Source organism: Citrobacter sp. C348 (assembly GCF_047467975.1).
Taxonomy (GTDB): Bacteria; Pseudomonadota; Gammaproteobacteria; order Enterobacterales; family Enterobacteriaceae; genus Citrobacter; species Citrobacter gillenii.
In genome coordinates this window covers 60,432-80,234 of record NZ_JASJUJ010000004.1, presented here as the reverse complement: position 1 = coordinate 80,234, position 19,803 = coordinate 60,432, and the positions used below count along the sequence as shown (strand labels likewise).

The 19,803-nt window shown below is 54.5% G+C and carries 15 protein-coding genes; 6 read left to right on the top strand and 9 right to left on the bottom strand.

Features of this window, described 5'->3' with window-relative positions; all coding sequences use genetic code 11:
• Window positions 1–59 precede the first annotated feature (59 nt).
• Window positions 60–1,568: a glycerol-3-phosphate dehydrogenase gene (gene glpD / locus QNN86_RS09395; RefSeq protein ID WP_096759254.1), complete on the bottom strand. Its 1,509-nt coding sequence runs from the start codon at window positions 1,566–1,568 to the stop codon at window positions 60–62.
• A gap of 191 nt (window positions 1,569–1,759) precedes the next feature.
• Between glpD and glpE the strand changes: the two genes are divergently transcribed.
• From glpE to QNN86_RS09380, 3 genes are all read left to right on the top strand, one after another.
• The gene (gene glpE / locus QNN86_RS09390; protein ID WP_181618405.1) at window positions 1,760–2,086 is read left to right on the top strand and encodes a thiosulfate sulfurtransferase GlpE; all 327 of its coding nucleotides are present in this window, start codon (window positions 1,760–1,762) and stop codon (window positions 2,084–2,086) included.
• Between the two features lie 169 nt (window positions 2,087–2,255).
• The gene (glpG, locus tag QNN86_RS09385) at window positions 2,256–3,086 is read left to right on the top strand and encodes a rhomboid family intramembrane serine protease GlpG (RefSeq protein WP_181618406.1); all 831 of its coding nucleotides are present in this window, start codon (window positions 2,256–2,258) and stop codon (window positions 3,084–3,086) included.
• 74 nt (window positions 3,087–3,160) lie between these two features.
• Entirely contained in the window at window positions 3,161–3,919 is a 759-nt protein-coding gene (locus QNN86_RS09380; protein WP_096759257.1) for a DeoR/GlpR family transcriptional regulator, read from the top strand.
• 41 nt (window positions 3,920–3,960) lie between these two features.
• Here QNN86_RS09380 and malT read toward each other — a convergent pair whose 3' ends face one another.
• Window positions 3,961–6,666: an HTH-type transcriptional regulator MalT gene (gene malT, locus QNN86_RS09375; RefSeq protein ID WP_279277567.1), complete on the bottom strand. Its 2,706-nt coding sequence runs from the start codon at window positions 6,664–6,666 to the stop codon at window positions 3,961–3,963.
• A gap of 617 nt (window positions 6,667–7,283) precedes the next feature.
• On the opposite strand from malT, the gene malP reads away from it, so the two are divergent.
• Together malP and malQ are read left to right on the top strand one after the other, a co-directional pair.
• Entirely contained in the window at window positions 7,284–9,677 is a 2,394-nt protein-coding gene (gene malP / locus QNN86_RS09370) for a maltodextrin phosphorylase (RefSeq protein ID WP_414210996.1), read from the top strand.
• Window positions 9,678–9,689: 12 nt separating this feature from the next.
• The gene (gene malQ / locus QNN86_RS09365) at window positions 9,690–11,777 is read left to right on the top strand and encodes a 4-alpha-glucanotransferase (RefSeq protein ID WP_414210995.1); all 2,088 of its coding nucleotides are present in this window, start codon (window positions 9,690–9,692) and stop codon (window positions 11,775–11,777) included.
• A gap of 96 nt (window positions 11,778–11,873) precedes the next feature.
• Here malQ and gntT read toward each other — a convergent pair whose 3' ends face one another.
• The 3 genes from gntT to gntX all read right to left on the bottom strand — a co-directional run bounded on the left by gntT (window position 11,874) and on the right by gntX (window position 14,886).
• On the bottom strand, window positions 11,874–13,190 hold the full coding sequence (gene gntT / locus QNN86_RS09360) for a gluconate transporter (RefSeq protein ID WP_096759261.1): 1,317 nt from the start codon (window positions 13,188–13,190) through the stop codon (window positions 11,874–11,876).
• 378 nt (window positions 13,191–13,568) lie between these two features.
• Window positions 13,569–14,144, bottom strand: a complete 576-nt coding sequence (gene nfuA / locus QNN86_RS09355; RefSeq protein WP_096759262.1) for a Fe-S biogenesis protein NfuA — start codon at window positions 14,142–14,144, stop codon at window positions 13,569–13,571.
• 58 nt (window positions 14,145–14,202) lie between these two features.
• On the bottom strand, window positions 14,203–14,886 hold the full coding sequence (gntX, locus tag QNN86_RS09350) for a DNA utilization protein GntX (protein WP_414210994.1): 684 nt from the start codon (window positions 14,884–14,886) through the stop codon (window positions 14,203–14,205).
• Between the two features lie 37 nt (window positions 14,887–14,923).
• On the opposite strand from gntX, the gene bioH reads away from it, so the two are divergent.
• The gene (gene bioH, locus QNN86_RS09345) at window positions 14,924–15,694 is read left to right on the top strand and encodes a pimeloyl-ACP methyl ester esterase BioH (protein WP_181618412.1); all 771 of its coding nucleotides are present in this window, start codon (window positions 14,924–14,926) and stop codon (window positions 15,692–15,694) included.
• Window positions 15,695–15,739: 45 nt separating this feature from the next.
• Here bioH and QNN86_RS09340 read toward each other — a convergent pair whose 3' ends face one another.
• The 4 genes from QNN86_RS09340 to feoA all read right to left on the bottom strand — a co-directional run bounded on the left by QNN86_RS09340 (window position 15,740) and on the right by feoA (window position 19,685).
• Window positions 15,740–16,678: an Rpn family recombination-promoting nuclease/putative transposase gene (locus tag QNN86_RS09340; RefSeq protein WP_414210993.1), complete on the bottom strand. Its 939-nt coding sequence runs from the start codon at window positions 16,676–16,678 to the stop codon at window positions 15,740–15,742.
• 195 nt (window positions 16,679–16,873) lie between these two features.
• A complete protein-coding gene (gene feoC, locus QNN86_RS09335; RefSeq protein ID WP_096759504.1) occupies window positions 16,874–17,110 on the bottom strand; it encodes a [Fe-S]-dependent transcriptional repressor FeoC in 237 nt (78 codons plus the stop codon).
• Between the two features lie 10 nt (window positions 17,111–17,120).
• Window positions 17,121–19,439, bottom strand: coding sequence for a Fe(2+) transporter permease subunit FeoB (gene feoB, locus QNN86_RS09330; protein ID WP_414210992.1), 2,319 nt, complete (start codon window positions 19,437–19,439; stop codon window positions 17,121–17,123).
• An 18-nt stretch (window positions 19,440–19,457) separates the two neighbouring features.
• On the bottom strand, window positions 19,458–19,685 hold the full coding sequence (gene feoA, locus QNN86_RS09325; protein ID WP_115257296.1) for a ferrous iron transporter A: 228 nt from the start codon (window positions 19,683–19,685) through the stop codon (window positions 19,458–19,460).
• Between the last annotated feature and the right edge of the window lie 118 nt (window positions 19,686–19,803).

Here is a 19,803-nt window from a genome sequence, read left to right as displayed (position 1 = left end):
CCTACGTTAATGCACTCTTGTAGGCCGGATAAGGCGTCAGCCGCCATCCGGCATTTTTATCAGGACGCCAGCGATAGCTGGTGCTTCTCAACATACTCTGCCAGCCACTGGGTCATGCGTGCCTGCTGCTCGGCGTTCAGCCACATGCCTTCTTTCGTGCGGCGCCACAGCGCATCGTCGGCGCGGCGTACCCATTCGTGATCGACCAGATACTTCAGCTCTGCCTCATAGAACTCGTGCCCGAAGTCTTCGCCTAACTCAGCAAGCGAGGTCGCTTCGCCGATGATCCACTCGGTGTTGCTGCCGTAGGTGCGCGAATAGTGGCGCGCCAGTGATTCGGTCAGGAACGGATAGCGACGGCGCAGTTTTGCCGCGTAATCTTCGCGATCGCCGCCGATGTCACCGCCAGGCAGGATGCACTCTTTGGTCCATGCCGGACCGATGCCCTGATAGTACGACGACAGTTTTTCCATCGCGTGCTCGGCCAGCTTACGGTAGGTGGTTAACTTGCCGCCGAAGACTGACAGCAGCGGCGCTTTGCCGTTTTCGTCGTGGATATCCAGCGTATAATCGCGGGTAATAGCCTGCGGCGAGTCGGACTCGTCATCGCACAGCGGGCGTACGCCCGAGTAGGTCCAGACGATATCCTCGCGGCCCAGCTGTTTCTTAAAGTGTGCGTTGTAGACCTGCAGCAGATAATTGATTTCGCTGTCGTCAATTTTCACTGCTTTAGGATCGCCTTTGTATTCGACGTCGGTGGTGCCGATAATTGAGAACTCATCCATCCACGGAATGACAAACACAATACGTTTATCTTCGTTTTGCAGGATGTAAGCCTGTTTCTGGGTGTGTACGCGCGGCACCACAATGTGGCTGCCTTTAATCAGGCGGATACCGTAAGGTGAAGGCAGGTGCATACCGTCGTCGAAGAACTCTTTCACCCACGGGCCGGTGGCGTTAACCAGGCCGCGTGCCTGCCAGGTGTGTTTCTTGCCGGTATCGATATCTTCTGCTTCGACAATCCACAGACCGTTTTCGCGACGAGCGGAGGTGGCGCGAGTACGGGTTAACACTTCCCCGCCTTTACGCACAACCATTTGGGCATTTGCCAAAACCAGTCGCGCATCGTCTACCCAACAGTCAGAATATTCGAAACCGCGCACAATCTCGGGTTTCATTACGGAATCCGCGCCAAAACGCAAACCAGTGGAACTCGGTAAACTGGTGCGTTTGCCCAGATGATCGTACATAAACAGGCCAATACGGATCATCCAGGCCGGACGCAGGTGCGGGCGATGGGGCAGACGAAAACGCATCGGGAAGGCGATATGCGGTGCCATCTTCAACAGGACTTCACGTTCAGCCAGCGCTTCGCTGACCAGACGAAATTCGTAGTGTTCCAGGTAGCGCAGGCCACCGTGGATGAGTTTGGAGCTGGCGGAGGAGGTTGCACAGGCTAAATCCTGCGCTTCCAGCATCAGCACGGATAAACCGCGTCCAGCGGCATCTGCCGCGATACCGGCACCGTTGATGCCTCCACCTATCACAATCAGATCTTTGGTTTCCATGCTGGCCTCTCGCACTTTCGTTATAGCTCATTAATGTTCGTTATCGAGCATAATAGCAAAGAATCGCGCCATTGGTAACATCGGATAAACAATTTACAGTGATACATATAACATTATGGCGTTTACCTGTGCAGGCGACGTACACTGCCAGGTAATATTGGTTACCTGCACAGAAATAATAAGAGAACATCATGGATCAGTTTGAATGTATTAATGTCGAAGAAGCCCATCAGAAGCTACTGCACGGAACGGCGGTGCTGGTGGATATCCGCGATCCGCAAAGCTATGCCATGGGCCATGCGCCGCAGGCGTTTCACCTGACTAACGACACGCTGGGTTCCTTTATGCGTGACCATGATTTCGATACCGTCGTGCTGGTGATGTGTTACCACGGCAACAGCAGTAAAGGGGCGGCGCAGTACCTGCTCCAGCAGGGCTATGATGCGGTGTACAGCGTCGACGGTGGATTCGATGCCTGGCATCGACATTTTCCGGCGGAAGTGACATACGGTTCGTAAGACTATACCCAAATTAATTCGAGTTGCATCGCGACGGCGACGCAGCGAATCTCCGGGAGCGTACAAACAGTACGTGACCGGAGTGAGCGAGGAAAGCCAACAAAGATGCAGCTCGAAGTAAGAAGGGTATATATACTGTCCTCTTTTGTGTGGAATAAGCGACAGCAACATGTTGATGATTACCTCTTTTGCTAACCCCCGCGTGGCGCAGGCCTTTGTTGATTATATGGCGACACAGGGCGTTATCCTGACGATTCAACAACATAGTCAAACAGATGTCTGGCTGGCGGATGAATCCCAGGCCGAACGCGTGCGCGCTGAGCTGGCGCGTTTTCTGGAAAACCCAGGCGACCCGCGTTACCTGGCGGCCAGCTGGCAGTCCGGCCATACCGACAGTGGCCTGCACTATCAACGTTTTCCGTTTCTTGCCGCGCTGCGCGAACGTGCCGGCCCGGTAACCTGGGTGGTGATGGCCGCGTGTGTGCTGGTGTTTATCGCCATGAATGTGGTGGGCGATCAAACGGTGATGCTGTGGTTAGCGTGGCCGTTCGATCCCTCGCTGAAATTTGAATTCTGGCGTTATTTCACCCACGCTTTTATGCACTTCTCGCTGATGCACATCCTCTTCAACCTGCTGTGGTGGTGGTATCTCGGCGGGGCAGTAGAAAAGCGGTTGGGCAGCGGAAAACTGATCGTTATTACCGTCATCAGCGCTCTGCTGAGCGGCTATGTGCAGCAGAAATTTAGCGGCCCTTGGTTTGGTGGGTTGTCTGGCGTGGTGTATGCGTTGATGGGCTATGTGTGGCTACGCGGCGAACGAGATCCGCAAAGCGGTATTTTCCTGCAGCGTGGTTTGATTCTCTTCGCCTTGATTTGGATTGTTGCCGGTTGGTTCGATCTGTTTGGCATGTCGATGGCGAACGGCGCACATATGGCTGGCCTGGCCGTTGGTCTGGCTATGGCATTGGCAGACACGCTCAATGTGCGAAAACGAACTTGAATGAGAGTGTTGTGATAGCAAACTGTAGGCCGGATAAGCGTTAGCGCCATCCGGCAAAATTCCAGGGAACAATAATGAAACAAACACAACGACATGACGCGATCATTGAACTGGTAAAAAAACAGGGATACGTCAGCACTGAGGAGTTGGTGGAGCATTTCTCCGTCAGCCCACAAACGATTCGCCGGGACCTTAACGACCTGGCCGATCAGAACATGATTTTGCGCCACCACGGCGGCGCGGCGTTGCCATCCAGCTCGGTGAATACCCCCTGGCACGATCGTAAGGCCACGCAGACGGCGGAAAAAGAGCGCATTGCCCGTAAAGTCGCCACGCAGATCCCGAACGGCTCGACGCTGTTTATTGACATCGGTACCACGCCAGAAGCGGTCGCTCACGCGCTGCTGAACCATAGCAACTTGCGTATTGTGACCAATAACCTCAATGTGGCCAATACGCTGATGGTGAAAGAAGACTTCCGCATTATTTTGGCCGGGGGCGAACTGCGTAGCCGGGATGGCGGCATTATGGGCGAAGCCACCCTCGACTTTATTTCACAGTTTCGTCTGGATTTCGGTATTTTGGGGATCAGCGGTATCGACAGCGATGGTTCATTGCTGGAATTTGATTACCACGAAGTTCGTACCAAACGCGCCATTATTGAGAATTCACGGCATGTGATGCTGGTGGTGGATCATTCGAAGTTTGGTCGTAATGCAATGGTGAATATGGGCAGCATCAGCATGGTGGACGCCGTGTATACCGACACTCTGCCGCCTGCTGGTGTGATGCAGGTTATCGCCGACCATCATATTCAGCTGGAGCTGTGCTAAGCCAGCAACAGGCCCGGTAAGCGTTAGCGCCTCCGGGCTAATTACACCCCGTACCCCATCATCTTCAACAGTTTTTGCGCATGCTGTACCGCGTCTTGGCGGTGAGCCACGCCGAGTTTTTGGTACAAATTGCGGATGTGCGTTTTGATGGTCGTCGCGGCAACGGCCAGCTCACCGGCGATTTGCTCGTTGCTGTAGCCGGAATAAATCAGTCCTAACACCTGCCATTCGCGCTGGGTCAGCGGGCTGGTGCGGATAAGCTCCGGCACTTCCGGGTGAGTAAGCAGACGCTCAACGAACCCTTCATCGAAGTGGGCGAATTTATGGCGATGGTGCTGGTTAATTTCGCGCAAAATACGCTGGGCACGGTGCTGATCGAGCTCCGGCAGCGTATTAAGCTGGATTAGCTGGCGTAACTGCTGCGCCATCGCTTCGCCTTCAATCACAAAATGGCTGATAAACCCGGTACGATTCGCCAGCTGCAGTGCATCAAGTAACACCCGCTGTGCATCATTTTTGCGTCCAGCCTGCCAGTACAGCTGATTCAGCAACAACAGGTTGCGGTTGAGATCGCTCATCAGGCGCAGGTTGCGCGCATTTTCATTGAGTTCTTCCAGCACAATTTCTGCCGGTTCAAATTCACCGAGCAGGATCTGCGCGCGGGCAATGTTACGCCACTGACTTTGCAGGAAGTGGTTGTTGGCAAACTCCGGTTTCGGCGTATGACGCAGCCAGTTGGCGGCCGAATTTTTGTCACCGACCATTTGCCAGTAAATCACGCGGACCTTATCGGCATTGGAGATCCAGTCGCGGTGATAATGTCCGTTGCCCAGCAGGTTTTCCAGACGGTTGAGCAAGCTGCGGGCATTGTCCAGATCGCCTCGCGCCAGCGAACACTGTACCAGCAGTGCCAGACACTGTAGCTGCTGCTGCGGCTGAAAGGTGGAAAGCAGTTCAATGCCGCTGCGGGCAGAGGCTTCGGATTCGTCCAGCCGCGCCCAGGCCCACAGGAGCTGCGCGCGGATGCGTACCAGGAATTCATGCATAGGCAGCTGTTCCAGATGTTGCTCTTTCACCAGCTGGAAGGCTTTTTCCTGGGTTTCCCAGGCGGCCTGCAAAAAGCCCTGGGCGAATAAAATTTCGCTTTGTTGGATCAGACTCCACAGCGCGTAATGCCAGACGTCATGATGACGTGCCATTTGCTCTGTTTGCTGCATTAACGACAGCGAGCGTGTCAGGTCGCCCTTACAGTGCAGGACTTCGCCATGCACCGAGGTGGCGACGATACGGCTGTAGAACCAGGCTATCGGTAACTCATCCAGCGCCAGCTTTGCCAGACGCTCGGCTTCGTCAGGATTCCCGTCGTTAATGGCTACCTGAGCACGCAGCGCATTAAATTCGGCATGCAGCGTTGGCTCCATGTCACCTTTCATTTCCTGCTCAGCGCGCGCCAGCAGGGTGTTCACTTCACTGTAGCGGTGCTGGCTCTGCATCAGCCAGGCCTGTAGCAGCACCAGACGTGGATTTTCCAGCAGGCTTTCCCACGGCAGCGCTTTTAATGACTCTTCCAGCAGCGCCAGCTCGCTGTGGTTAAACAGCCCCCACGCATGATTGAGCAGGATATCGCGCAGCATATGGGCGTCACCTGCCGCCAGCGCATGGTGAATAGCTTCGCTGGGGAAACCTTGCGCCATCCAGCTTTCTGCAGCGGCGCGATGGATCTCGGGAAGTTCGGCTGCCAGTTCCCACTGACAGCGCTGGCGTAAGAAGTTGCCAAACAGCGGGTGATAGCTAAACCATTCGCCGATGTCGTCCATCCGCTGCAGGAATAAACCCTGACGCTCAATCTCTTCCAGCCGCATTTGGCCGTTTTCTTCTCCGGTCACCCGCACAATCAGCGCATCGTTCATGGAGCGCAGGATGGCGCTTTTCAACAGGAAATGGCGGGTGCTGAGATCCACACTGTCCAGCACCTCATCGACCAGATAATCCGATAAATGGCTGGCGTTGATCCCGGCCAGGCGTCGTGCCGACTGGTGCGCAGAATGATTGTTCTGCCGTGCGGAAAGGGCAATCAGCTGTAATGCGGTGGCCCATCCCGCGACGTCATCGCACATGCGGCTGCTTTCAGCCGCTTCGATAGGGGAGGATAAACGTCGGTCGAAAAATTGTTTCGCTTCCTGATGGTTGAAGGCCAGCTGTTGGCTGCCAATTTCCAGTAACTGATCGCGCACCCGCAGGTTGGCAATACCCAGCTGCGGTAAGTTACGTGACAGCACCACCAGCGTGAGATTCTCAGGCTGATGGCGCAGGAAAAAACGCATGGCTTCGTGGATGGCCGGATTGGAAATCAGATGGTAATCATCCACCACCAGGTACAGCGGACGATGCCATTCCGCCAGTTCAATGAAGAGCTGAGCAAACAGTGAGGTCAGGCTGGCGTACTGGCGTTTTTGTACCATGGCTTCACTGGTAGCGCAGTGTCCACCGGTCGCCTGTTGGATAGCGGCAATCAAATAGCTGGCAAAGCGTTCCTGCTGGTTATCACCCTCATCCAGTGAGAACCAGCCCAGTTCATTTTTCCCCGCCGCCCACTGTGAAACCAGCGTCGTTTTTCCATAACCAGCAGGACTTGTTACCAGGGCGAGCCTGAAATTGTTCGCGCCGGAAAGTTTAGCCAACAGGCGCTCGCGAACCACCGTATGGTCGAGACGAACCGGACGACTTAATTTGGACGGAATCAACATAAGTTTGTCACTTCACTGTGTGAAAATGGGGAAAATGATTTTTTTTGCGCTTCGTAATTAATGGTTATAAGGTCGGCCAGATTGGTATTTTATGCAAGCTAAGTGGGATTTTTGTGTGTCTGATTTTGCACTATGTCACAAATTTATACATCTATTGCAATAATTGCTTTAAAGACTCGCAACAGGCGTGGCGACTGGATCCGTTGTTATTTTAACTACGCCAAAAATTACCTTCATTTTTATATGGTTACTCAGGTGATAGATGAAATTCGCCGAATTTTGTGGCCGACTTAAAATTTTCATGAGAGTTAACTTATCCGGTATAAGTATTTCAGGTTAGAAACTATTTCCCCTGTTTACACATTTTTTCTCATCGTCATCCCCTTATTTGATATTGTCGATTAATCCCTTGTTATTAGTACGTAGCCTGTAGGAAATTGCAGGGAATGCTCGAATTTACGGGCAATACCCCCTCCTTTAAGTGGCCGCGATCACATTTTTATGCTCATCCCCGCTCCTCCTCCCTGCCTAATCCGTGCCAGGATGAGGAATGTCAACAACGAGCCTGGCAAACTAGCGATAACGTTGTTTTATTACCTAAAGGATCTGGAACCTCTATGTCACAGCCTACCTTCAATAAAGATCAATTTCAGGCTGCCCTGACGCGTCAGTGGCAGCGCTTTGGTTTACTGTCGGCCCACGACATGACGTCGCGCCAGTGGTGGCAGGCCGTGAGTGGGGCGTTAGCTGAATTACTCAGCGCCCAGCCTGCGGTGAAACCCGCTAAAAACCAGCGCCATGTTAACTACATTTCGATGGAATTTTTGATTGGCCGTCTGACGGGTAACAACCTGCTCAACCTGGGTTGGTATCAGGGTGTGAGCGATGAATTGAAAGCGCACGACATCAATCTGACCGACCTGCTGGAAGAAGAGATCGATCCGGCGTTAGGTAACGGGGGCCTGGGACGCCTGGCGGCCTGCTTCCTTGATTCGATGGCGACGGTCGGCCAGTCGGCGACGGGCTATGGCCTGAATTACCAGTATGGTCTGTTCCGTCAGTCGTTTGCCGATGGCCAACAGATGGAAGCGCCGGATGACTGGCATCGCGGAAGCTACCCGTGGTTCCGTCATAACGAGGCGCTGGATGTGCAGGTCGGTATTGGCGGCAAAGTCAGCAAAGAAGGTCACTGGACGCCTGGGTTTATCATCACCGGTCAGGCCTGGGATCTGCCGGTGCTCGGTTATCGTAACGGCGTGGCACAACCGCTGCGTCTGTGGCAGGCCAGCCACGCGCATCCGTTTAACCTGACCAAATTCAACGACGGCGATTTCCTGCGTGCAGAGCAGCAAGGTATCGACGCTGAAAAACTGACTAAAGTGCTGTACCCGAACGATAACCACACGGCGGGCAAGAAGCTGCGCCTGATGCAGCAGTACTTCCAGTGCGCTTGTTCGGTAGCCGATATTCTGCGCCGCCATCACCTGGCAGGGCGTAAGCTGCATCAACTGGCTGATTTCGAAGTCATTCAGCTGAACGACACCCACCCGACCATCGCTATTCCTGAGCTGCTGCGCGTGCTGATTGACGAGCATCAGATGAGCTGGGACGACGCGTGGGCGATTACCAGCAAAACGTTCGCGTATACCAACCATACGCTGATGCCGGAAGCGCTGGAGTGCTGGGATGAGAAACTGATAAAAGCGCTGCTGCCGCGCCATATGCAAATCATCAAAGAGATTAACGACCGCTTTAAGACGTTGGTGGATAAAACCTGGCCTGGCGACGATGCGGTTTGGGCGAAGCTGGCAGTCGTGCACAACAAGCAGGTACGCATGGCGAATCTGTGCGTGGTTAGCGGCTTTGCTGTTAACGGCGTAGCGGCGCTGCACTCTGATCTGGTCGTGAAAGACTTGTTCCCGGAATATCACCAGCTGTGGCCGAACAAATTCCATAACGTGACTAACGGTATTACGCCGCGTCGCTGGATCAAACAGTGCAACCCGGCGCTTGCTGCGTTGTTGGATAAATCGCTGAAGAAAGAGTGGGCCAACGATCTTGACCAGTTGATCAATCTGGAAAAATACGCCGACGACGCTAAGTTCCGTCAGCAGTATCGCGACATCAAGCTGGCGAACAAACAGCGCCTGGTGGCGTTTATTAAAGCGCGTACCGGTATTGAGATAACCACCGACGCCATCTTTGATATTCAGATCAAACGTCTGCATGAGTACAAACGCCAGCACCTGAATCTGCTGCATATTCTGGCGTTGTACAAAGAAATTCGTGAGAACCCGCAGGCAGATCGCGTCCCGCGCGTATTCCTGTTTGGCGCGAAAGCGGCACCGGGTTACTACCTGGCGAAGAACATCATCTTTGCTATCAACAAAGTGGCGGAAACCATTAATAACGATCCGCACGTCGGCGACAAGTTGAAGGTGGTATTCCTGCCGGATTACTGTGTCTCAGCGGCGGAAATGCTGATCCCGGCGGCGGATATCTCTGAGCAGATCTCGACGGCGGGCAAAGAAGCGTCTGGTACCGGCAACATGAAGCTGGCGCTGAACGGAGCGTTAACGGTGGGCACGCTGGACGGGGCTAACGTCGAAATCGCCGAGAAAGTGGGTGATGAAAACATCTTTATCTTTGGCCACACCGTGGAAGAGGTGAAGGCGCTGAAGGCGAAAGGCTATGACCCGGTGAAATGGCGCAAGAAAGACAAAGTGCTGGATGCGGTACTGAAAGAGCTGGAAAGCGGCAAATACAGCAACGGTGATAAACACGCCTTTGATCAGATGTTGCACAGTATTGGCAAGCAAGGCGGTGACCCGTATCTGGTGATGGCCGACTTCGCCGCCTACGTTGAGGCACAGAAGCAGGTTGACGTGTTGTACCGCGACCAGGAGGCCTGGACCCGGGCAGCGATCCTGAATACCGCACGCTGTGGCATGTTCAGCTCGGATCGCTCCATCCGCGATTATCAGGCTCGTATCTGGCAGGCAAAACGCTAATAAGGAACCGCGATGGAAGGCAAACGTCTGGATAATGCCGCGCTGGCGGCGGGGATCAGCCCCAATTACATTAATGCCCACGGTAAACCGCAGTCTATTGGCGCCGATACCAAACGGCGTTTGCTTGACGCCATGCATCGTACTACCGCCGCCACGAAAGTGGCGGTGACTCCGGTGCCAAACGTGATGGTGTATTCCGTCGGCAAAAAAATGCCGCTGGCGGTTGAAGGGAGTGGTGAATTTAGCTGGCTGCTGACCACCGAAGACGGTGTGCAGCACAAAGGGCATGTCACTGGCGGTAAATCTTTTCACCTTCCGGCGAAGTTGCCGGAGGGGTATCACACGCTCACCCTGACTCAGGACGAAGCGCGCAGCCATTGCCGCATCATCGTCGCGCCAAAACGTTGCTATGAGCCGCAGGCGCTGCTGGCCGGGCAAAAGCTGTGGGGTGCCTGCGTCCAGCTTTATACCCTGCGTTCAGAGAACAATTGGGGGATTGGTGATTTTGGCGATCTGAAGGCGATGCTGCCGGAAGTGGCTAAACGCGGAGGGGCGTTTATCGGCCTCAACCCGATCCACGCGCTGTATCCGGCGAACCCGGAGAGCGCCAGCCCGTACAGCCCGTCTTCGCGCCGCTGGTTGAATGTGATCTACATTGACGTGAATGCGGTAGAGGACTTCCGTCTGAGCAAAGCGGCGCAGGCCTGGTGGCAGAAGCCTGCCACGCAGCAAGCCCTGAAACACGCCCGCGATGCCGAGTGGGTGGATTACACTACCGTGACCACGCTGAAGATGACCGCGCTACGTCTGGCGTGGAAAGGATTCTCTGTGCGTGATGATGAGCAGATGGCGGCATTTCGTCATTTTGTGGCTCAGGAAGGAGACAGCCTGTACTGGCAGGCGGCGTTTGACGCGCTGCATGCGTATCAGGTGAAAGAAGATGAATCGCGCTGGGGTTGGCCTGCGTGGCCGGAAGACTTCCGGACGGTGGACTCACCGGCGGTGAAACAGTTCTGCGCAGAGCACCGCGATGAGGTGGATTTCTATCTCTGGTTGCAGTGGCTGGCGTATACCCAGTTTGCCGCCTGCTGGGAAACCAGCCAGGGCTTTGCAATGCCTGTCGGGCTGTACCGCGACCTGGCGGTCGGCGTGGCAGAAGGCGGGGCGGAAACCTGGTGTGACCGCGAGCTGTACTGCCTGAAAGCCTCCGTTGGCGCGCCGCCGGATATCCTTGGCCCGCTCGGTCAGAACTGGGGGCTGCCGCCGATGGATCCGCATATCATCACCGCGCGCGCCTACGAGCCGTTTATCGAGCTGCTGCGTGCCAATATGCAGAACTGCGGGGCGCTGCGTATTGACCATGTAATGTCGATGCTGCGTTTGTGGTGGATCCCCTACGGCGAAACCGCCGATCACGGCGCCTACGTGCATTATCCGGTCGACGACCTGCTTTCTATTCTGGCGCTGGAAAGTCAACGTCATCACTGTATGGTGATTGGTGAAGACCTGGGTACTGTACCGGTAGAAATTGTCAGCAAGCTGCGTGACAGCGGCGTGTATTCCTACAAAGTGCTCTATTTTGAGAATGACCATGAGAAGAACTTCCGCGCGCCGCAGGCATACCCGGAACAATCAATGGCAGTCGCGGCGACGCATGACCTTCCTACGCTTAAAGGCTATTGGGACAGCGGTGACCTGACGCTGGGTAAAGCGCTGGGTCTGTACCCGGACGAGGTCGTGCTGCGCGGGTTGTATCAGGACCGGGAACTGGCGAAGCAGGGCCTGTTGGATGCGCTGCACAAATACGGTTGCTTGCCAAAACGTGCCGGGCACAAGGCGTCGCTGATGTCGATGACGCCGATCCTCAACCGGGGTATGCAGCGCTATATCGCCGACAGCAACAGCGCCCTACTGGGCCTGCAGCCGGAGGACTGGCTGGATATGGCGGAGCCGGTCAATATTCCGGGGACCAGCGACCAGTACAAAAACTGGCGGCGTAAGCTGACGACGACGCTTGAGGCGATGTTTGCCGATGGTGGGGTGAACAAGCTGATTAAGGATTTGGACAAACGGCGCAAGGCCGCCGCGAAGAAGAAGTAGTATTATTTTGCCGGATGGCGACGCAGAATGCGTCTTATCCGGCCTACGATGAGGGCTGTAGGCCGGGTAAGCGAAGCGCCACCCGGCACAGTTTTATCAGACGACCATTCCCAGCAGCAGACACCCTACCAGACCGCATACCGAAATAATGGTTTCCAGCATTGACCATGACTTGATGGTCTCGCCGATAGTCAGGTTGAAGTATTCCTTGAACAGCCAGAAGCCCGGATCGTTCACGTGGGAGAAGATGACGGAACCGGAGCCGACTGCAATAACCATCAGCTCAGGGCTCACGCCAGTCGTTGCAATCAGCGGTGCCACAATCCCACCGGCGGTGATGGCTGCCACGGTAGCAGAACCCAGCGCGATACGCAGTACGGCGGCGATTGACCATGCCATCAGCAGCGGAGAAACGTTGGTTTCATGCATCATAGAGGCAATGTATTTGTCGACGCCACTATCCACCAGTACCTGTTTGAACGCACCGCCACCACCGATAATCAACAGCATCATTGCGATGATCTTGATGGAGGACACCAGCGTGTCGTTAATCTGATCCATCGAACGTCCACGGTTCAGACCAAAGGTGAACATCGCAATCAGAACGGCAATCAGCGTTGCCATAACCGGGTCACCGAGGAACTCTGCAACCGGCAGGAAGGCATGGCCTTTCGGCAGGATCATCTCCGCGATAGCACGCATCGCCATCAGCACGACCGGAACCAGAGAGGTCCAGACGCTGACGCCAAAGCCTGGCATTTCTTCTTCAGTGAAGGTTTTTGCGCTGTACAGACCTTCCGGGATTGGCTTATCGATGCCTTTCAGGAAGCGCGCGTACACCGGACCGGCCAAAATAACGGTCGGGATCGCCAGAATCGTACCAAACAGCAGGGTTTTACCCATATCGGCGTGGAAAATGGTGGCAATTGCGGTCGGGCCCGGGTGCGGCGGTAAGAAGCCGTGGGTCACAGACAGCGCAGCGGCCATTGGCACACCGACATACAGCAGCGGGATGTTTGCGGCGGCTGCGATGGTGAATACCAGCGGCAGCATCAGCACGAAGCCCACTTCGTAGAACAGCGCAAAGCCCACGGTGAAGCCGGTTAATACCACGGCCCACTGGATGTGCTTTTTGCCGAATTTAGCAATTAGCGTGGTGGCAATACGCTGCGCACCGCCGCAGTCTGCCAGCATTTTGCCCAACATGGCGCCAAAACCCATAATCAGGGCGAGGCTACCAAGGGTTCCGCCGACGCCGGCTTTAATTGAACCGATGACTTTATCCAGTGGCATCCCTTGCATCAATCCGACAGCAAGCGCCACCAGGACGAGAGCGATGAAGCCGTTCATTTTGAAACGGATCATCAGGAGGAGTAACAAGATTACACCGATAGCAACGATGACTAATGGCATGATTTACCTGGCCTTTACTTTGTTATGGGTAACGTCAGTGTTTAGATGACAAATTCTGCTTGTCCCGACCGGGAACAGAGTTATTACGGCACCAATGCTGATTGCCTTCAAAACTACGTAGTTTAGCTGGCTGTTATGAGTGTTCCAGGTGCGTGCGATAATGATACGGGTAACATATGGTGATTGAAAATCACCTGGGCAGGCAAAATTTAAATTATGAGAGGCAGGTCAAATTATAGGGGGATTGTTGCAGGACATATGCGGAGAAATGCAGGGGTGTAGGCCGGATAACGCGTTTACGCTGCCATCCGGCATCAATGCCCGATGACGATGCTGATGCGTCTTATCGGGCCTACGGATATTCTACAGGTTCGGGAGCTAGTAGTAAGAGTGCTCGCCGCGCTGGTGTTCGGTCAAATCGCGAACGCCTTTCAGCTCCGGGAATTCAGCCAGCAGCTGCTTCTCGATGCCTTCTTTCAGCGTGACATCGACCATTGAACAGCCGTTACAGCCGCCACCGAATTGCAGAATTGCGTAGCCTTCGTCGGTGATTTCCATCAAGGAGACACGGCCACCATGACCAGCCAGCTGTGGGTTAATCTGCGACTGCAGCATGTACTCCACGCGTTCCATCAGCGGTGCGTCATCAGACACTTTACGCATTTTCGCATTAGGTGCTTTCAGGGTCAGCTGGGAGCCTAACTGGTCGGTAACAAAATCAATTTCTGCCTCTTCCAGGTACGGTGCGCTCAGTTCATCAACGTAAGCGGTCAGCAGGTCAAATTTAATGGCGGTGTCGGTTGCTTCCACGGCGTCCGGCGGGCAATAAGAAACGCCGCATTCAGCGTTAGGCGTGCCGGGATTAATCACAAATACGCGAATTTGTGTCCCTTCTTCCTGATTTGCCAACAGTTTGGCAAAGTGCGCTTGTGCAGCATCGGAAATATGGATCATAGTAATGGCCTAATAGTTGACTATTTTACTTGGTTATAATACGCCCATCATCGAGGCTCTACAAGGTTCGACACAGGCACCATACCTGGACAGTCGCCGCGCCGTTGCGTAAAAGCAGCTGCGCGATCTCCGCGACGGTACTTCCGGTAGTGACGACATCATCCACAACAACCATATGGAGTCCCTGCACCGGCAATTCAAGGCGAAACGCATTTTTCAGGTTGCGTTTGCGTAATCGGGCGCTGAGATGGTGCTGTGTGGCGGTGGGGCGAGTTCGTGTGATGGCCTGACCGTCCCAGTCGCAGCCCAGCCAGCGTGCCAGTGAGCGACACAGTAAGTCACTTTGATTAAATCCCCTGCGCCAATGGCGGCGTTGCCAGAGTGGAACGCTGATGAGCCTGTTCGGCAAAGGAAGTCCACGGGTACGGCGAGCCTGCAATACCTCCAGCAACATCAAGCGCGACAGTGCGGGGGCGATGTCACTACGCCGGGAAAACTTCAGCTGGTGGATAAGCCCGCTCAGCGGCGGCACGTAGTCACTGACCGCGATCAGTCGCTGCCACGGCGGCGGCTTTTGCAGGCAGCGTCCGCAGGGAATATCGGGGTGGGCGGCGGGCAGCCCGCACTGTGGGCACAGGCAGACATGTTGACACGTCGCACGCGTGCAAACGGAACACATTCCCCAGTGCCCGAGCATTAACGGCATTCGGCATAGCCAGCACAATCCTGGTACTGTTAGCATAGGTTCATCCTTGTTGGTCAAAAGAGAACAGTAACTGATGAATGACATCTGGTGGCAGACCCGGGGTTCGGGAAATTGCCATCTTGTGCTGCTGCACGGATGGGGACTGAATGCGGAAGTCTGGCATTGCATAAGTGAGGAATTAAGCTCGCATTTTACGCTGCACCTGGTTGATTTACCGGGATTTGGGCGCAGTCAGGGTTTTGGTGCGATGCCGCTGGAAGAAATGGCGGAGTGCGTTTTGCAACAGGCTCCGGAGAAAGCCATCTGGCTGGGCTGGAGTCTGGGTGGATTGGTGGCAAGTCAGGTGGCGTTGACCCATCCTGAGCGCGTTCAGGCGCTGGTTACCGTCGCCTCTTCGCCATGTTTCAGCGCACGCGATGAGTGGCCCGGCATTAAGCCTGAAGTTCTGGCGGGCTTCCAGCAGCAGCTTAGCGAAGACTTCCAGCGCACGGTGGAACGTTTCCTGGCACTGCAAACGATGGGGACGGAAACGGCGCGTCAGGATGCGCGGGCGCTGAAGAAAACGGTGCTGGCGTTACCGATGCCGGATGTGGCGGTGCTGAATGGTGGGCTGGAGATCCTGAAAACGGTCGACCTGCGTGAGCCGCTCTGCGCCCTGGACATGCCGTTCCTGCGTTTGTACGGCTATCTCGATGGGCTGGTGCCGCGTAAAGTCGTGCCGATGCTGGATGCACTGTGGCCGCAGAGTGAGTCGTTGATATTTGCCAAAGCGGCACATGCGCCGTTTATTTCGCATCCTGCTGAGTTCTGTGCCGCGCTGGTGGCGTTGAAGCAGCAGATCTAGTGCTGTTGATTTGCCCGGTTACGCGACGCTAGCCGGGCCAGGCGATTAATGATCTTTCGCCACCAGGTCTTCAACTGCCAGGCCGGTAATCCTGAGGATTGTCAGTTGATCGATACCATCTGCCAGCATGGTTGTCGCAATGCGCAATGATTCCTCTCGCTTACCTTGTTGCAAGCCCGTTTGTAGCCCAGTTTGTAACCCTTCTTGTAACCCACTCCTGTGACCTTCCTGACGTAATCTTTCGGCGATTGTCATCAGCCTTTCCTTTTGTTGGGGTAAACGTTCGGCGACGTGTTGAATAAACTCATTAAAATGCGTCGAGTCACCTGCCTGCATAAGGTAATTAAACAGCGCTTTCAACTGGTTGTCATTAGCGTGCCCTTTAACAAGCAGTATGACCAGCTTCTCTACTAATCCCATTAAATCGCGTTTACGGATGTGTTTTTGGATTAGTTCCAGCAATGCCATGCGGCGATGCTGCATGATCTCGTCATCCGGTATTACCGTGATATCTACCAGTGGAAACGCCGTGGCATAAAGTTGTCTGGCTGCCTTCGGGTCGTCAAACTCGTCCAGCCAACACAGTGAGTAGGGATAGGGGCTGGTTGTACCGTGGTAAAAAAGCAAGGGTATCACCAGCGGAAGTCTTTTGTGTCCCGCATCCAGATGTCGCTGCATTACTGCAATGGCGTAACGTATAAGACGAAACGCCATATGGGCATCAGCGGTACTCTGATGTTCAATGATGGTGTAGATATAGCCATCACCTTCGGACGTTTTTAGCGACCACAGCACATCGGAATAATAGGCGCGCAAATCGTCTTCAACAAAGCTGCCCGATTCCAGTTTCAGTGTTTCCAGGTCGCAAATAGCACGTAAAGCGTCTGGCAGATGGAGTTGTAGAAAATCTTGTGCAGTAGCCGGGTGGCTCAAAAAAGTTTTGAAAATCGCGTCATGCGGTGTAGCTGTAGCGTCAGTATTCATGGCGGTCCGTCACCTGAAGAACAAGATGACGAGACTCTACTTGTCAGTGCGACAGGACGCATCCGTGAATTTTTAACAATGCGCAGAGGGCAGGAAGATAAATCTAGTTTGCTGAAACAATGGTTTTTTTGCGGAACCGGGTACGCAAAATGCCGGATAGTGGCATAAAGGCCTTATCCGGCAAAGAGCATCTGATTAGCGCAATGCCCACCACTCGCGCAGACAGGCTTTCCCTTCAGGGCAACTCTTGCAGCTTCCAGAAAGACACCCGTCGGCATCTTCCTGAATACGTACTGCTTTACCCATCTGTTCTAACTGATTCAGCATGGCGTCAATCATCGGCTGCGGGGTGTGCAGCGTATGGCTGATTTGTGTTGCCTCCATACGCCCCCGCAGAGCCAGTAAATCACGTACCTGAATAAGCGATGCCATCATTCACCGCCTAGTGGCAATCGCCGGTGGTGCTGGCACAGCAGGAACCTGGCGTCTTATTGGTCGCCAGCAGTTCGATATCTACCCGACTGCGTGCGCGGCGCAGCATTCCCAGCAGCACGATGTTAAACAGAATGACGGTTAAAATGCACACCAGACTGTAGGTCGGATGCTCTTTGTAGCTGACCGTCTGGTAAAACAGCGTCGACAGAGAGTAGGCGATGTTCAGTCCCCACAGAATGGAGAAGCCCATCCAGCCACGGCTGGATTCACGAGCAATAGCGCCCATTACCGAAATGCACGGGACATACAGCAACACGAAAATCAGGTAACTGTACGCGGCGGCGGCGCTGCCGAACTTCGCACCCATCACGCCCATTGCGCCGGTTGCCATCTCACCGTCGCCTTTGCTGGCTTCGATAGGGTTAGCCAGCACGCTCAGGCTGAAGGTGTCTTTCAGGCTTTGCCAGGTTTCACCCAGCGCACCTGCCAACTCGTCACCGAGGTTGAACTCGGCCGGGTTGAACTCTTCTTCCTGAATATTTTCAGCGGTATAGAGCGTATTCAGCGTACCGACAACCACTTCTTTTGCCATGGCCCCGGTGAACAGACCCACGGTGGCTTGCCAGTTATCTTCGTGTACGCCAATCGGTTTGAAGATAGGGGTGATAACGCGACTGACGGACGCCAGCGCCGAGTCGTTGATGTTATCGACGATTTTTCCGCTCAGGGAGAAGCTGTTAAACGCGCTGAGGAAAATACTGACGATGATGATGACTTTACCGGCGCGCAGGACAAAGCCTTTCAGGCGCTGCCAGGTCTGAATGACCAGGCTTTTAACGTGCGGTACATGGTAAACCGGCAGCTCCATCACGAACGGGGTGGCTTCGCCACGCATGATGGTGTGCTTGAGCATCAGGCCGGTCAGTACCGCCATGACGATACCCAGTACGTACAGTGAGAAGACGGCCAGTGCGCCGTTCTGGCCAAAGAACGCCGCAGCAAACACGGCGAAAATCGCCAGACGCGCACCGCAGGACATAAACGGCGCCATCATGATGGTCATCAGACGTTCACGCGGTGCATCCAGCGTGCGTGCGCCCATCACGGAAGGGACGTTACAGCCGAAGCCGACAATTAGCGGGACAAACGATTTACCCGGTAATCCCAGAGCCTGCATCAAACGATCCATCACAAACGCAGCACGCGCCATATAGCCGGAGTCTTCGAGGAACGAGAGGAACAGGTACATCATGCCGATTTGCGGCACCAGCGGTAGCACGGTGTTAATCCCGCCGCCAAGACCCTGCGCTAGGAAGATGGTTAACCAGTCCGGGAAATGCAGGGTGTAGCCAATCCACTGAATACCATGGATAAAGAGTGCCACGGAACCGACGTCAAACAGCGGCTGCAGCGCGCCACCGATGTTAATGGCGAGCAGGAACATCAGGTACATCACGAACAGAAATACTGGCAGGCCGAGGAAGCGGTTAAGTACGACCTTATCGACCGCGGTGGTGAAGCGGCTTGGCTCTGCGGTCAGGGTGTTGCTGACGGTATCGCAGATGGCGGCAATGCACTGGTAACGTGCATCAGCAATATGCAGCGCCGGATCGTCCATTGTTTCACTCAGGCGAGTCAGCGCGGCATCCAGATTTTGCGCCGCATCACCCGCATAGGCGCGGCTATAGATATCGCCTTCCAGCATCTGCAGGCCGAGCCAGCGACGCTGTTGCAGCGGCATCTCTTTGGCCATCGCGTCTGCCAGAGTGTCGGCTTCACGCAGCAGAGGTTGGGCATAATGCACCAGTTCGACGGTGTCGTTATCTTTGTAGCGATCGATAGCCAGCTTCAGGGCTTCAATCCCGCGGCCACGGGTAGAAACCAGCGGTACTACCGGGCAGCCCAGGCGGGCGGAAAGGGCATCGATCTCAATACGGACCTGCTGCTTCTCAGCAATATCCAGCATGTTCAGCGCGACGATGCAGGGGATGCCCAGCTCAAGCAGTTGCAGCGTCAGGTAGAGGTTGCGCTCTAGGTTGGAGGCATCGACCACGTTGATCAGCAGGTCAGCGTCGCCGCTTAGAATATAGTGACAGGCAATTTGCTCATCGAGAGAGGTCTGCGATGAGATGGTCGTCAGGGAATAGGTGCCGGGTAAATCCACCAGCGTAACCTGATGGTCAGTTGTCGAGAAATGACCTTCTTTGCGCTCAACGGTAACGCCAGCCCAGTTCCCCACGCGCTGGCGTGCGCCGGTAAGCTGATTGAATAAGGTTGTCTTGCCGGAATTAGGATTACCAATTAAACCAATGGTTAGTTTTTTCATTTTTATAGACTCACTGTATTAACAGGAAACCGCTTCCACTTCTAATAACGCCAGATCTTTTTTCCGCAACACCAGGCTGACTCGGCGTGTTTCAATATGGATAGGATCGCCTAACGGGGCGACGCGAACCACATTGAACGATGAGCCTGGCAGCATGCCAAGCGACAACAACTTCTGCCGGTACGCCGGACTGATATCACGAGAAAAACCGGTAATTTTCCACGCAGTGTCTGGAGTGAATTGCATAGGGACCTACTTATATCTCGCTAACTGGATGATTACCTCATGGGGCGAAAGGCGGCATGAGACCAGATGATTAGCCAACGAAGGAAAGAGTAAATAATCAACAAAACAATGATAATGA